Here is a 15109-nt window from a genome sequence, read left to right as displayed (position 1 = left end):
AAACCAGATCTAAAAATGAATTAAAAAACTATTATAATCTAAAAAAGCCCTTCAAAAAATCAATTTGATTACTTTCTCTAATAAACGAATTGCAATTAAGACAAGAGTAGACTACCTAAAATTTAAAATCAACACATATAACAATAATTCTGTATATTTAATGTTACTACTATTACAAACTAATAAGACACTATTAATACATGAAAAAACCAATTGTTCTATTATTCTTTTTATTATTCACGTTTTTATCTAATGCTCAAGAAATATCTGATAATGCTATAGGCTTACGGTTTGGAAACAACAATGGATTTGGAGCCGAAATTACCTACCAAAGAGCTTTGGGCGACATCAATAGATTAGAGGCTAATTTAGGTTGGGAAAACGACCACAACACCAATGCTTTTAAAGTTACAGGTTTATATCAATGGATATGGCTTTTAGATGGCGACTTTAACTGGTATGCTGGAGCTGGAGGTGGACTAGGTAGCTGGAAAACTAAATATAAAGATGCCAGTGGAAATAGCGTAACAACTAATGGAACTTTCTTTTATGCAGCAGGTAATATTGGTATAGAATATCATTTTCCTGACTTCCCAATTTTATTATCATTAGATACTAGACCAGAATTTCACTTTAACAACAATAATAATGATGGCTTAAATTTTGGTTTTGGTTTTGGAATGAGGTATAAATTTTAGAGTATAGCTTAAAATATTTTTTTATTTATGGCTTTTCTATTTAACAACTCTTTTTTCAAAAATGATCTCTTTACTAGTGTTAATTTTAACAACACAAAATGGCTGAGTTATTGCCATAGTAACCATATCTTTTTTTCCTGGAGATTTTTCTTCAATAAACACTTTTACTTTTCCGTCTAACTCTATAACTTCCTGTACAGATACAGCATAACCTCCTGTATTTTTTTGTCCCATAAAAACAGCTACAACAGTTTCTTTAGAAAAATCTATTTTACTAGGTATTGGAAAACCAGGTTTTCTAAAGCTATTTATATAGCCGAATGTCTCCTCTAAAGCCTTTTGCTCCTTAAAAACCTTAATCTGCGGGTGCTCATAACCACCAACAGAAGACTGTACTAACTGCTCGAAAACAATTTCACTTGCACCACTCTTAGTTACTTTATCGGCCACAATTTTCTTTTGAGAACTGCATCCTATAAACAACAATACTATTATACTACACAACTTCATTACTTAACTTATTTAATGCCTTGTTATACAATTCTTCATATTTACTAACCACAGAATTTAACTCAAACTGAGCTGCAATTTCTTTGGCATTTTTCTTAAACTTATTTAATATACTGTCTTTATGTAATATTTCAATTGCTTTAACAGCCATGGTTTCTACATCTCCAACATTAGCTAGGTAACCAGATAAGCCATCTTTATTTACTTCTGGAATCCCACCTGTATTACTAGATATTACTGGAACACCAGATGCCATAGCTTCTAAAGCCGCTAAACCAAAACTTTCTGTTTCGGATGGTAATAAAAACAAATCTGAAAAACAAAGTATTTTGTCTACCTCATTACTTTTTCCTAAAAACACTACTTTATCAGCAATACCAAGTTTAGCAGTTAATTCTTCTGCAGGTTCTCTTTCAGGACCATCTCCAACCATAATTAATTTTGACGGAACTTTCTCTTGAATTAAATGAAATAACTTAACTACATCGTCAATTCTTTTTACTTTTCTAAAATTACTTACATGAGTAATAATTCGCTCTTCGGGTGCGGCTAACAAATGTCTTTTACATTCTGCTTTAGAAGCCTCTTTATACTTTACTAAATCTATAAAATTAGGCACTACTTCTATATCATTAGTTATTTTAAAGAGTCTGAGTGTATCATTTTTTAAACTTTCAGAAACAGAAGTTACCGCATCAGACTTATTGATACTAAAGGCTACAGCGGGCTTATAAAATGGATGGCTACCAACTAAAGTAATATCTGTACCGTGCAACGTGGTAACAATAGGTATATTAATTCCATCTGCTTGCAACATTTTTTTGGCCATATATGCTGCATAAGCATGAGGTATTGCATAATGTACATGTAACAATTCTATATCATGCAATTTAACCATATCTACCAATTTGCTAGACAATGCCAGTTCATACGGTTGATAATGAAATAAAGGATATTCTGGAACATTTACTTCATGAAACTGAATATTATTTTCTAATAAATCTAATCTCACTGGTTGTTTGTAGGTAATAAAATGCACCTCATGACCTCTTTTAGACAAGGCTATACCTAATTCAGTAGCTACTACACCACTACCTCCAAAAGTTGGATAACAAACAATTGCAATTCTCATATTTTAATTTAAATGATTATAAAAATTATTATAATTAAGTAAAAATAATTACTTACTATTACTCCCTACTGCAGAATGCTCTGGCTTAACATAGCCAATAGCCTCATAAATTACACGCTGAATTTCTGATCTTATATCTTCCTTTACCAATTTAAAATTAGCTGCATCTGGATAGGTTCTATTAGATAAAAATACATATACCAACTCATTTTCAGGATCTGCCCAAGCAAAAGTACCGGTAAATCCTGAATGCCCAAAACTAACCATAGGCACACAGTCGCAAGTAGGACCTACTTCTCCTAACTGAGGCTTATCAAAACCAACTCCTCTCCTTACTTTTTTATACTCGTAATACGTTTTGTTAAACTTGTTAATAGTCGAAGGTTTTAAATATTGCTTACCAGCATAGCTGCCTCCTTGAATATACATTTGCATAATTTTGGCTATATCTGTAGCGGTTGCAAACACACCTGCATGTCCACCAACACCGTCTTGCATAGCTGCCCCCATGTCATGCACATAACCTTTAATTTGCTGATATCTAAAATACTGATCTTCTTCTGTTGGAGCCACTATATCAACAGGATACTTTTTTAAAGGGTTATACGTGGCTGTTAACCCCATAGGCCTATAAAATCTGTTTTGAATCAATTCATCTAACCCTGTTTGATAATGATTCTCTATATATTTCTTAAGTATATAATAAGGCAAATCGCTGTATTTATATCTCCATTTTCTATATAAATCTGTTTCTTTAATTCTATTAAAAATAGAATCTTGCTTATAGTACTTACTGATATATAAATTTTTAGCTACCTGATATGGAAAACTATCAGATTTAACCTTTCTATAATACTCTTTCATTGGTTTTTGATGAACACTATCTAAAGTCTTTAAGTAAAAAGGAATCCAAGCTTTTAAACGAGCATAATGAGATAACATTTGCTTAATGGTTATCTGTTTTTTATTTGAATCTGACAATTCAGGTAATAACTCTCCTAGTTTATCATTCAAATCAACAATACCTTGTTCTTCCATTTCCATTAATAATGGTAATGTGGAAACTATTTTTGTTAACGAAGCTACATCATACAATGTTTCATCTGTAACCCTTTGCTTTTTAGCATAAGTTTGATATCCATAGTTTTTATTATAAATTATATCACCTCCTTTAGCTATTACTAATTGAACTCCTGGTGTCATTTTTTCTGATATAGCATAATTCACTATTGAATCTATTTTTTCTAACTTAGAAACATCAAACGAATGGTTTTCGGGTTGATTGAACCCCAATCGATTTGTCTTTTCAATTTTCACTGAAGTGTTAACTGGAAAATCGGTATTGGCACTTACTGGTAACTTTCCTTTTACCGCTATAGATCCGAATATAGCATCGGCAGATTTTTCCTGAGCTATTTTACTATTTTGATATGAAAGTACAATCGATTCAAAATTGTTAGTAGTCTTTAAATCTAGTAATGCATAAGGCCTTGTAAACACATCTAAAATAACTTTATTTGTTCTGGCTATTTCGTACAACCAAGTAACTTCTTTGTCTTTAAGCTTATACGACTTCCATGGATTGACATTAGATTTATGTACACCTACAATAACTAAATTAAACTTAGAAAGCTTTTTAATTAAATCATCTAAATGACTAGCTTTTACTTCGGTTACTTTTGCATATTTATTTAATCGAGATATGAAAGCCGAATTATCTGACTCTCCCATTTTTACATAAGCTATATTCGTGGTGGTTAAATCGCCAACCGGTAAAATTTCTTCTTTATTTTTAACTACCGTTATAGCATTATCTATTAACTTACTGTAAAGTAAATCATTACTCTTATCTAATAAATCTGAATGAATATTAGCCAGTTCAACGGGTTGATGATTATTTAGTCCTACTTTGTACTTAGCCATCAATATTTTTTTTACCGAATGAGCTAAACGATCTTCAGAAATATTTTTCTTTTCATAAGCCTTTTTAATTTTTGCTACAGCTTTTGGTATATCTTTAGATATTAACAAGATATCGTTACCAGCCATAAATGCTGCTAAATCTACCTCTCCTGGTTCTTTATAATTAGACGCCCCCTTCATATTAAGCGCATCTGTAAAAATTAAACCTTTATATCCCAATTTGTCTTTTAATAAATCTGTTACTATTTTTTTTGATAAAGAAGAAGGTTTACCCGTTTTAGTACCCAAACTTGGTATATTTAAGTGAGCAACCATAATACTTGCTACGCCGTTTTCAATTAATTTTTTAAAAGGATACAACTCTACATTTTCGATTCTTTCTGCATCAAAATCTATAGTAGGCAATGTTTTGTGCGAATCTTGTGAGGTATCTCCATGCCCAGGAAAGTGTTTAGCAGACCCCAAAACATTTGCCTCGTCCATTCCTTTCATAAAAGCAACTCCTTTAGCTGCTACATTATCTTTATCTTCTCCAAAAGAACGATTTCCAATAATTGGATTTAACGGATTAGTATTGATATCAATATCTGGAGCAAAGTTCATATGTACTCCAACTCTCTTACAATGTTCCCCAATTTGTTTACCAACTTCTTTAATTAGTTGATTATCTTTTATTGCCCCTAATGTCATATTCCAAGGAAAGGCATAGGTAGAATCTAAACGCATACTTAATCCCCATTCTGCATCTTGAGTAATTAACAGTTTTGTTTTAGATAAAGCTTGGTACTCATTTGTTAGTTTTGCCTGACGATACGGTCCTCCTTTAGAAAACATAACCCCACCAATATGATACTTTTTGATTAGTTCTTTTATTTTATCTGTATGAGCTTTTTCTTTAGCAGACCAAACATCAGCAATGAATAACTGACCAATTTTTTCTTCTAAAGTCATTGCATTATAAGTATCATTAACCCATTGAATTTGAGCTAAACTATCTTTTGTTTGTAAAGGATGCTTTTCTTGTGAAACTACAAACTGACTGATTATCAGTAATAAAAAAACTATTCTATAAATCATTCTATCTCTTTTCTTAAAATCTATGAAAAAACCATACCAAACTGCTTTAAGACTGGTCTTGCTTTTTTTAGGAAAGATAGTTCTTTTAACAGCAAAAAAAAAGCTCTTTAACAAGAGCTTTTGAATATATTTATGAAAAACTTTATTAATCTCTAAACCCTATTAAAATCCATCTTTGTAAAGCTCCATCATAAACCAATTCTGCTGTACCTTGACCAGAGGTTGCTACATTATTAGCCAAAGTTATCAATCTATTTTGAGCCAATGAATCTGTGTCTTCTGCATTTAAAGTTAAGTTTGAAGTACTAACATTAAATAATACTATATGTCTACCATCAGTACCACCACTAATTCCTGTAATTTTATAATTTGCTGTTCTACCAACTAACCTAAAAACCACTTTATCTGAGTTTGCTCCAGACAAATTAATATCAAAGTTATGTAGCTCTTCTCCAGGAGGGCCATCTGGCACATTAATAGTGGTAACCAAATATACAGCAGAACTACCTCCACCTCCTCCAGTAGCACTTAACACATTACCTGTTAATTGTAAATTGCTACCCACGACAACATCAGTTAATGTACCGTTTGCATCTAAACCCGCTAATTTATTGGGAGTTTTAGTTGTTGTATTTGTTACACATAAAGTACCTTCTACATGTAACGTTTCTTGTGGAGTTGTTGTATTAATACCTACTTGAGAAAAAATAAAGTAAGGTGACAATATTAATATGTATAATAATTTTTTCATTTTTTATAAATTTAGAGATTGAATAGGTTATACTTTGAATTAGACATACAGAGCCTCTTCAAGACTTAACCATATATAGGTTACTTGTTATTTTTTAATCAATACAAATAGCAAATCTGCCTATGAATTAATAGACCATTTTAAAAATAGAATGAAAACTGAAAAAACATGAAGCGTTTTAGCTTAATCAGATAAAATTGAAGTATCTGGTAAAATAGCAAATCATCATGAGTTACATTATAAAAATGTAATTTTTGATTTATGAAATTGACAGGGATGTCAATGTGAAGTAATTTTTTTTGAGGCAACAAAACGAGAGTAAAACTATCTTTTTTCATCGCAATTGGGTTTAATTGTTGCTCTAATCAAATATAAAAATAAGTTCTATTGTTAGCTATATTTTTCCGTTAGACTGTTTAAATAATCGTTAAACAACAGATAACCAACCAAATAACAGATGTAAAACCCTCTTTAATAGTGGTAAAAACATATTGATGTGTTGTGAATCAATACAATAATGTTGTATAAACAAGTGCTTATTTAAAAAAACGCCCGTGCCAAGAATCTTGTGCCGGAATTTCCCAACCTTCTTTATATTCGGCTATGTTAGTAACCAAGTTATTAAATACGATAGTTTTTTTACCTACTGCACCTGATTTAGCTATTTTTTTAAACTCTGTTAAAGGCTTAAAGTTTACAAAATCTCCTTGTTTAAAAGCTACATTCATCTTATCTAGCAATTCTACTTCAAACTCTTTTTCTAATTGCTGAATAAATTGTACTGATGAATCTATAGAGCAACCTGTTGCTGTTTGAGTATCTTGATTGACTGCTAGTATAATAAATCGCTCATATTTAATTTCAAAACTAGCTTGCAAACCAGTTCCATGAGCAGCCCAGTTTTCTAAAAACTCTTGTATTTTAGCTGAAATTTCCTTAAGCTCCTGTTCTGTAAAACGTCTGTTAGATTGGTAAATCCAAACTCTTGAATGATCTGGTAATTCTGAAAATGGGACGTACATAAAAATTTTATTTCTTATTAGCTTTCTTTTGCTTATAAATATGACTTATTATCATTATGAGGCCAAAAATAAAAGCATGAATGACAAATTTCAATATTGAGAATGGCTGAGATTTCCACATATCAAACAATGCCATTACAATAGCAAATACAATTCCTTGTACCAAGCCACTAATTATTGATTGTCTATAATTCAATTGACTTTAAAACTTTTTTATTAGTATATCCTTGTTCACTTAAATCATAAAGAGAATATTCTTCATAAGAAACTTTAAATTTCTTTTTAATATTTTCCTTTTTAAGTAGTTTACCTCCTTCAAAATCATTCAATATTAATATGTTATGCTCTTTATTAAAATCATCTAACACCTTAATATAAGAAACCGCATCATTGTGAACCGATATAAAAATAGCTTCAAAAGTAATCACTTCATCACTCGTTTTATCAGTTGAATCTACTACATCTTCATCAACTAGATTCTCAAGTTCATCTCCACTAAACAAAGATACAAACTCAACACCACAAATTTCAGCCATTTTAACACCAATCTCCTCTCCTAGCAATGACATGTCGTCAAATTTTGTGTTTTTAAGATATTTATTAGTTTTCTTATGCTTGCCATAAGATTGAATCATAAAAAGTCCTAATTTAACTTCCTTTTGCTTTAATGACATTGAAGAAAAATCTTCTTTTTTAATCATTTTACAAACATCATTTGCTATCAAATTATACGCTTCATCTTTAGCTTTATTTTGCCCAAACGACAGAGTAAAACTAAAAACCAAACCAATAAAAATTAGTGCTATATTATTTTTCATTATTATTACTTTCTTTATAAAAATTTAATTATTAGCCAACAACTCTGCTATATCCAACACTTCTATTTGTCCTTCTTTTTCTTTAGCCTTAACACCATCTGTCATCATGGTATTACAAAAAGGACAACCAGTAGCTATAATTTCCGGATTAGTCTCTAAAGCATCTTCAGTACGCAATACGTTAACATCTTTATGACCATTTTCTGGTTCTTTAAACATCTGCGCACCTCCAGCTCCACAGCATAAAGAATCGCGACGACTTCGCTTCATTTCTGTCAACGCCACATCTAAACTTTTAATTAAGTCTCTAGGTGCTTCATAAACATCATTAGCTCTACCTAAATAACAAGGATCATGGAAAGTAACTCTCTTACCTTTAAACTTTCCTCCTTCAATATTTAGTTTCCCAGCATCTACTAATTGCTTAATAAATTCTGTGTGGTGTAAAACTTCGTATTTTCCTCCTAAACTAGGATATTCGTTTTTTAAAGTATTATATGAATGAGGGCAAGCTGTTACAATCTTTTTAACATTGTAAGCATTCATTATTTCAATGTTAGTTACCGCTTGCATTTGGAACAAAAATTCATTCCCTGCTCTTTTTGCTGCATCGCCACTAGAACTTTCTTCTGTTCCTAATACAGCAAAATTAACATCAGCCTTATTTAGCAACTTAACAAAAGCTCTGGTAATTTTCTTAGCTCTATCATCAAAACTACCTGCAGATCCAACCCAGAATAACACATCTGGCTCTTTACCTTCTGCAAATAAATCTGCCATTACTGGTACATTTAATGCTTCACTCATAATTTTATATTTTTAACTCTTCGTGAGAGTAATTTTTTAATAATTTAATTTGTAGAAATACTATTCGTTCACCCAATTCAACCTGTCCATTTGGTTATAAGGCCAAGGAGCACCGTTATTTTCTACATTCTGCATCATATTGTTTAATTCAGCAGGAGCAGCACTTTCTTCCATTACTAAATAACGACGCATATCCATTATAATTTCTAACGGATCTATGTTAACCGGACACGTTTCTACACAAGCGTTACAGCTAGTACAAGCCCAAATTTCTTCTTTAGATATCCAATCGAATAAGTTTTTACCATCATCTATAAACTCTCCTCCGTTGGCATCTATATTTTTACCAACTTCTTCTATTCTATCACGAGTATCCATCATGATTTTACGAGGAGATAATTTTTTCCCTGTTAGATTAGCCGGACAGTTACTAGTACATCTACCGCACTCTGTACAGGTGTAAGCATTTAATAAATTTACCCAAGATAAATCTGTTACATCTTTAGCTCCAAACGTAGAAACCTCTTCTTCTGCTCCTTCTTCTGGCATAGCATAAGGATCTGCCGAAGGATCCATCATCATCATTACTTCTTTAGTTACATTTTCATCGTTTTTAAAAGCTCCTTTTGGCTTTAAGTTAGCAAAGAATGTATTAGGGAAAGCTAATAAAATATGTAAGTGTTTAGAGTAGTATAAATAGTTTAAGAAAATTAAAATACCAACTATGTGCAACCACCATGCTCCTCTTTCTACTACATGTAGCGTTGTTTCTCCTAAGCCAGAGAAGATTGGAGCTAAGTACTGACTAATTATATTACCGTTATTCATTTCTTGAAATGGAACATCTGTTGCATTCATTATTAAAAACAACGACATTAAAATCATTTCAAAATAAAGAATCCAGTTACCATCAGACTTTGGCCAACCTTTCATTTCTTCACTTAGGAAACGCTTAATTTTTATAACATTTCTTCTTATCCAGAATATAATTACCGATACAAAAACTAAAAATGCTAATATCTCAAAAGTTCCTATTAAGAAACCGTAGAAAGCCCCCATTCCTGAAAAGGCTCTATGAGTACCAAAGATTCCGTCAATAATAATTTCTAATACTTCAATGTTAATAATTAAGAAACCTGCGTAAACTATAATGTGTAGAATACCAGAAACGGGACGGCGAGTCATTTTACCCTGACCCAAGGCTATTTTAGCCATGTTTTTCCATCGTTCCGATTTATTATCGGTCCTATCTATAGATTTACCTAACTTAATGTTACGTATTAACTTTTTAATGTTTTTTGCAAAAAACCAGATTCCAGCTGTTAAAACAGCTACAAATAGAATATTGTCTATGTATTGCATAAATTGAGTTGTTAGTTTTTAGTTCTTCTCTTGTTCGTAAGGAATTTCTTTTTTAGATAAAATTCTAAAATATCTTTTAGGGTGAAGCTTAATGTCTCTCAACAATTCTTCTAACTCTTTAGAAGCGGCTTCAAAATTATTATATAATTTTTCATCCTTCATTAATTTACCCATGGTTCCTTCTCCAGCATTAATTCCTTCAAGAACCCTGTTTAAATTAGTAAGAGTTTTATCTAGATTAGCAACGGTAGCTCCTAAATTTGCCTGTTCTAATGAGTCTACTAGTTTACCGAACTTTTCTCCAGTATTAGTAAAACTAATTATCATTTTATTCAGTTTACTTTCTTCCATAGTTAAAACACCATTTAAACTATATGATAAGTTTTTAAAAGACTTCATGGTCTTATTCAATTCAGCAATTGCATTCTTCAAACCTTTTTCAGAATCGTCTTCTACTAAAGCATTTAAGTTGTGCAATAAAGTATCTGCTGATTTTAATGTTACATCTAAACCAGTACTTAAACCTGAAAAATTTTCTTTTAAAGATGTTACCAATCCCTTCTGAATCTGAGATTTTAAAAAATCTCCTGGCACAGCTCTTTCTCCTTCTTTGGCTGGAATAATTGCCAATCCGTTACCAGACATTAATCCAGTTTCATACATTTTAACTAAACTATTCTTAGAAAATTGAAACGATTCTGAAACACTAAAAGCGACAACTGTTTTGTTTTTCTCGAAATCGTATTTTATTTGTTCAACTTTTCCTATTGGATTTCCCTTTAAAGTTACAATAGCTCCTTTTGCTAAAGCATTGTATTCAAAAGTTGTGTAGTATAGTTGTTCGTTACCAAATAGGTTTTTCCCTTTTAAATAACTAAAACCGAAGATGAACAAAAAGATAGCAGCCAGCATTAATATGGCTGTTTTTATTTCTCTAGATAGTTTCAAAATGTCTGAATATTAGTTCGCAAACAAAATTACTAATATTTTCCTTAGAAGCAATCTATTTTAGCGCAAGATATTGCACATAAAATTGTTAATAAAAAGGTAATTATTTAATCGCTTCGCTAAGAGAAATTTTCTTTCCGTTTTTATAAGCTACTATATATGCGTCTTTGTATTTTTTATTTTTGGCCTGCTTAAGCACTTCTTTAATTTTAGAATAACTACTGGTTGCTCCTGTAAAATAGCGGTAAATTTTTCCAGTTTTCTCTTTAGACAATTCATCTAAACCATTAAAATTATACGGTTTTAAAGCCAATTCTCTAGAACTAGCAGCTAATTGAACTTTAAACACCAAGCCTTTGTCTTTGCTATCTGAAGTAACTGAACCAGTACTTTTTTGCGTTTTTTCTACATTAACTCTTTTAGCTACATATTTCTTAATAGCCTTAAAAAGTGCTAAAGTCATTACATCTTTTCCTTTTTTTGAATTCAAAAATTTTTCTTCTTTTAAATGCGTTAAAAAGCCTAATTCTACCAATACACTAGGCATGTAAGTTTTAGACAACACCCAAAATCCAGCTTGCTTAACTCCTCTACTCTTTCTTTTTGCTGTAACAACAAACTCATTTTCTATATAAGAAGCTATTTCTATACTTTGCTCTAAATATTCTTCTTGCATTAAGGTTAGGGCTATTAACGATTCAGGAGAATTTGGATCAAACCCCTCATAGTTCTCTTCATAATTTTCTTCTAAAAAAATTACCGAGTTCTCTCTTTTTGCAACCTCTAAATTGGCTTCGTTTTTATGTAATCCTAAAACAAATGTTTCTGAACCATTAGCAGGTCCTCCCAATTTTTTATTTTTTAACGGTTGAGCATTGCAATGTATTGATATAAATAAATCTGCATCTGCTTTATTTGTTTTTGCCGCCCTTCCCTGTAAAGTAGGATAAACATCTGTAGTTCTTGTATATACCACGTTAACATTAGAAAGTTCTGCTTTTAGTTTTTTCCCTAAAGCTAACGACACATCTAGGGCTATATCTTTTTCACCAGTTTTGTACCTTCCAGTACCTGGTGTACCTGTATCTTTTCCTCCATGACCAGGGTCAATCATTATTGTAAATGCTTTATTGTGTTTTTGTTGAGCAAATACAGGCGTAAAACCTTCAAAAAATACAACTAAAAACAATATTACAACCCAAAAAGAGTCTTTCCTTAATTCTTTCATAAACTGAACCTAAAATTTTCTAAAAAATAAAAACTAGCCAAAAATATATTTGTATGTTTGACACTCCAAAAACTAAGCCATACTTTTACAAAAATAGTAGATATAGACTTGCAGACAAAAAGCTTACATATACTTTTAGTAACATTTTTAACCTTGTTTATTAACAATACTGCATTCGGGCAAGATATACCAAAGTCAGGTATACCTATAAAGGGAGACGACACAGCTATTGAAAAAGAAGTTACTAAAATGCCTAAGTCTACAGAATTTGATCAGCTTAACACCAAAGAAGTAGACACCATTCGCCCTAAAGATTCTATTAAAGTAAAAGAAACTCTTACTGATGTTGTAAATTATAAAGCAACAGATTATATCAAAATTAACCGTAGAGAAAAGCAAATGTATTTATACAACAATGCTGAAATTAGCTACGAAGACATGAATATTAAAGCAGGTAAAATCATCATAAATTATGCTAAAAGTGAGGTATATGCTTTTGGTATTAAAGATTCTACAGGTTATATACAGCGTCCTATTTTTAAACAAGGTGATAGCGAAGTAGAACCTGACTCTATTCGCTATAACTTTAACACTCAAAAAGCATTAGTTTTTAACTCACGTACTGAGCAAAACGGTATGAATGTTAAAGCTGCAATTACTAAAAAAGTAAACGATTCTACCATTTTTATTAAAGAGGCATGGCTCACTACCTCTAAGGATTTAGATGACCCCGAATATCACATACGAATAAGAAAAGGGAAATTTGTTCCTAAAAAGAAAATCGTAAGCGGGTTTGCTAATATGTATATTTATCAAATACCTACCCCTATAGGTATACCTTTTGCCTATTTTCCATTAACAGAAGATCGAGCTTCAGGTTTTATAGTCCCTACTTTTGGAGAGAATAGCAACAGAGGGTATTTTCTTCAAAACGGAGGTTACTATTTTGCTATAAACGACTATTTTGATTTAACTTTATTAGGAGATTATTACACCAATGGTAGTTATGGGTATAATTTGAGTTCTAACTATAAGGTTAACTATAAGTTTAACGGTCAGTTTAGTTTTAGATATGAAAACTTGATTAATAGCGAAAGGGGGTTTCCTGATTATAGCAAATCTACAATTTATAATATTCGCTGGTCTCATAGTCAAGATGCCAAAGCAAACCCTAATTCTCGTTTTTCTGCCTCTGTAAACTTAGGGTCTAGTAATTATTACAACAACTCTATTAATCAATTCAATATTGGTAATAATCTAACCAATACTTTAAGTTCGTCTATTTCTTATAACAAATCTTTTCCAGGAAGTTTAGGAGCAAATTTTTCTGCTACGGCAACGCACTCACAAAACACCAATACAGAACAGATTAATATGAGCCTACCTAATGTTCAAGGTAGTATTAACCGTATTTACCCTTTTGAACCTAAAACAGGCAGCAAAAAGGGAATCATTCAAAATATTAATTTTCAATACTCTTTTACTGGACAGAATAGAATTAATACTACTGATGAATTCTTCTTTAAAAAAGAAATGTTTGATGATGCCAAAATGGGAATTAGACACTCTATACCTGTTAATACCAACTTTAAAGTATTTGATTATTTAAGTGTTAGTGCCGGAGGAACATATAACGAAGTTTGGAATTTTGAAAAAGTTAGGAAATTTTACGATAACACTCTAAACAAAGAAGTAACTGAAGTAGATAATGGCTTTGCTAGTTATAGAACTTATAATTTCTCTTCTAGTGTTGGTACCACCCTATACGGTATGTATAATTTTGACAAAGAAGATTCCGGAAAAAAAATTAAAGCAATAAGACACGTAGTAAGACCAAGTATTAGCTACAATGTAAATCCTTCTTTTGACTTTTATTATGAGCAATATTTAAAAGAAGTTACTGATGCTGATGGTACTCAACGCTTTGAAACAATAGAATATAGTCCGTTTGAAAATTCTATTTATGGTAGTCCTGGTAAAACTTATTCAAGTTCTATTGGCTTAGGAATTGGCAACTCTATTGAAGCAAAAGTTAGAGAAAAAGAGACAGATTCTACAGAAATAAAATACAGAAAAGTAAGTATCTTAAACAACCTAAACATTTCTACATCGTACAACTTAGCTGGAGATTCTTTACAAATTAGCCCAGTAGCTATCTCTGGAGGTACCCAGTTAATGAAAAATAAAATGAACATTAACTTTGGTATGAGCTTAGACCCTTATGCTCTAGACAATAATAATACTCGTATAGATAAATTTAATATTGATAACGGGGGAAGTTTGTTTAGACTTACTAACGCTAACTTCACATTAAATTATTCGTTTTCAAGTTCAGATTTTGACAAAAAAAGTGACAATAAAAACTCAGATCCCAATACATCTACAACCCTTAATAATACAGAAGACTTGTTAGGACAAAGAAATGGGGATTTAAGCAAATCTAGTTTTGACGATAATGAAGATGATGAACAAAAAGATGTTAAACTATATAATTATAAAATTCCTTGGAGTTTGCGTTTAGCTTATTCTGCAGCCTACAATAATTTTGCCAGACAGAATGAAATATCTAGAAACTCTCTTATGGCATCTGGAGATGTTGAGCTATCACCTCGATGGAAAGTAGGAGTTAGTTCTGGATATGATTTTAAACAAAAAGGTATTACTGCTACCAACTTAAGGTTTGAAAGAGATCTATTAAGTTGGAAAATGAATTTCCAGTGGTTTCCTTTCGGACTACAGAAATCATGGTTTTTCTTTATAGGTATTAAATCTTCTGTTTTAAGTGATATAAAATGGGAAAAACGTAGAGAAAGAGATAAGGTTATTAATTAAA

The 15109-nt window shown here is 31.3% G+C and carries 12 protein-coding genes; 2 read left to right on the top strand and 10 right to left on the bottom strand.

Annotated features, from left to right (window positions below):
* The first annotated feature begins 200 nt into the window (after positions 1-200).
* A complete protein-coding gene (locus ACFQ1O_RS09275) occupies positions 201-698 on the top strand; it encodes a hypothetical protein (RefSeq protein ID WP_377715664.1) in 498 nt (165 codons plus the stop codon).
* A gap of 36 nt (positions 699-734) precedes the next feature.
* Here ACFQ1O_RS09275 and ACFQ1O_RS09270 read toward each other — a convergent pair whose 3' ends face one another.
* The 10 genes from ACFQ1O_RS09270 to ACFQ1O_RS09225 form a co-directional block, all read right to left on the bottom strand.
* Complete coding sequence (locus ACFQ1O_RS09270; protein WP_377715662.1) at positions 735-1208, bottom strand: protease complex subunit PrcB family protein; 474 nt, start codon at positions 1206-1208, stop codon at positions 735-737.
* A complete protein-coding gene (gene bshA / locus ACFQ1O_RS09265) occupies positions 1195-2340 on the bottom strand; it encodes an N-acetyl-alpha-D-glucosaminyl L-malate synthase BshA (RefSeq protein WP_377715660.1) in 1146 nt (381 codons plus the stop codon). The genes ACFQ1O_RS09270 and bshA overlap by 14 nt, the downstream gene beginning before the upstream one ends.
* A gap of 48 nt (positions 2341-2388) precedes the next feature.
* Positions 2389-5340, bottom strand: a complete 2952-nt coding sequence (locus tag ACFQ1O_RS09260) for a glycoside hydrolase family 3 N-terminal domain-containing protein (RefSeq protein ID WP_377715658.1) — start codon at positions 5338-5340, stop codon at positions 2389-2391.
* A 145-nt stretch (positions 5341-5485) separates the two neighbouring features.
* A complete protein-coding gene (locus tag ACFQ1O_RS09255; RefSeq protein ID WP_377715656.1) occupies positions 5486-6091 on the bottom strand; it encodes a hypothetical protein in 606 nt (201 codons plus the stop codon).
* A gap of 536 nt (positions 6092-6627) precedes the next feature.
* The gene (locus tag ACFQ1O_RS09250) at positions 6628-7113 is read right to left on the bottom strand and encodes an ABC transporter ATPase (RefSeq protein WP_377715654.1); all 486 of its coding nucleotides are present in this window, start codon (positions 7111-7113) and stop codon (positions 6628-6630) included.
* A 185-nt stretch (positions 7114-7298) separates the two neighbouring features.
* The gene (locus tag ACFQ1O_RS09245) at positions 7299-7931 is read right to left on the bottom strand and encodes a hypothetical protein (protein WP_377715652.1); all 633 of its coding nucleotides are present in this window, start codon (positions 7929-7931) and stop codon (positions 7299-7301) included.
* Between the two features lie 24 nt (positions 7932-7955).
* Positions 7956-8738: a (Fe-S)-binding protein gene (locus ACFQ1O_RS09240; protein ID WP_377715650.1), complete on the bottom strand. Its 783-nt coding sequence runs from the start codon at positions 8736-8738 to the stop codon at positions 7956-7958.
* Positions 8739-8798: 60 nt separating this feature from the next.
* On the bottom strand, positions 8799-10100 hold the full coding sequence (locus ACFQ1O_RS09235) for a 4Fe-4S dicluster domain-containing protein (RefSeq protein ID WP_377715648.1): 1302 nt from the start codon (positions 10098-10100) through the stop codon (positions 8799-8801).
* Positions 10101-10118: 18 nt separating this feature from the next.
* Positions 10119-11048, bottom strand: coding sequence for an MlaD family protein (locus ACFQ1O_RS09230; protein WP_377715646.1), 930 nt, complete (start codon positions 11046-11048; stop codon positions 10119-10121).
* A 103-nt stretch (positions 11049-11151) separates the two neighbouring features.
* Positions 11152-12276 (bottom strand): N-acetylmuramoyl-L-alanine amidase family protein, encoded by a 1125-nt coding sequence (locus ACFQ1O_RS09225; RefSeq protein ID WP_377715644.1) that lies wholly within the window; start codon positions 12274-12276, stop codon positions 11152-11154.
* Between the two features lie 57 nt (positions 12277-12333).
* On the opposite strand from ACFQ1O_RS09225, the gene ACFQ1O_RS09220 reads away from it, so the two are divergent.
* A complete protein-coding gene (locus tag ACFQ1O_RS09220; protein ID WP_377715642.1) occupies positions 12334-15108 on the top strand; it encodes a putative LPS assembly protein LptD in 2775 nt (924 codons plus the stop codon).
* Position 15109 lies beyond the last annotated feature (1 nt).

The sequence above is a fragment of the Pseudofulvibacter geojedonensis genome (genome assembly GCF_042675745.1).
GTDB classification, from domain to species: Bacteria; Bacteroidota; Bacteroidia; order Flavobacteriales; family Flavobacteriaceae; genus Pseudofulvibacter; species Pseudofulvibacter geojedonensis.
The sequence above is the reverse complement of the archived record's forward strand: the minus strand, read 5'-3'. Positions and strand labels throughout refer to the sequence as shown.

What these genes read in the sequence shown, in the direction of transcription:
- ACFQ1O_RS09260 (WP_377715658.1), bottom strand. Translation starts at nt 5,340, where the DNA reads ATGATTTATAGAATAGTTTTTTTATTACTGATAATCAGTCAGTTTGTA.
- ACFQ1O_RS09255 (WP_377715656.1), bottom strand. Translation starts at nt 6,091, where the DNA reads ATGAAAAAATTATTATACATATTAATATTGTCACCTTACTTTATTTTT.
- ACFQ1O_RS09225 (WP_377715644.1), bottom strand. Translation starts at nt 12,276, where the DNA reads ATGAAAGAATTAAGGAAAGACTCTTTTTGGGTTGTAATATTGTTTTTA.
- ACFQ1O_RS09250 (WP_377715654.1), bottom strand. Translation starts at nt 7,113, where the DNA reads ATGTACGTCCCATTTTCAGAATTACCAGATCATTCAAGAGTTTGGATT.
- ACFQ1O_RS09245 (WP_377715652.1), bottom strand. Translation starts at nt 7,931, where the DNA reads ATGAAAAATAATATAGCACTAATTTTTATTGGTTTGGTTTTTAGTTTT.
- bshA (WP_377715660.1), bottom strand. Translation starts at nt 2,340, where the DNA reads ATGAGAATTGCAATTGTTTGTTATCCAACTTTTGGAGGTAGTGGTGTA.
- ACFQ1O_RS09240 (WP_377715650.1), bottom strand. Translation starts at nt 8,738, where the DNA reads ATGAGTGAAGCATTAAATGTACCAGTAATGGCAGATTTATTTGCAGAA.
- ACFQ1O_RS09235 (WP_377715648.1), bottom strand. Translation starts at nt 10,100, where the DNA reads ATGCAATACATAGACAATATTCTATTTGTAGCTGTTTTAACAGCTGGA.
- ACFQ1O_RS09275 (WP_377715664.1), top strand. Translation starts at nt 201, where the DNA reads ATGAAAAAACCAATTGTTCTATTATTCTTTTTATTATTCACGTTTTTA.
- ACFQ1O_RS09270 (WP_377715662.1), bottom strand. Translation starts at nt 1,208, where the DNA reads ATGAAGTTGTGTAGTATAATAGTATTGTTGTTTATAGGATGCAGTTCT.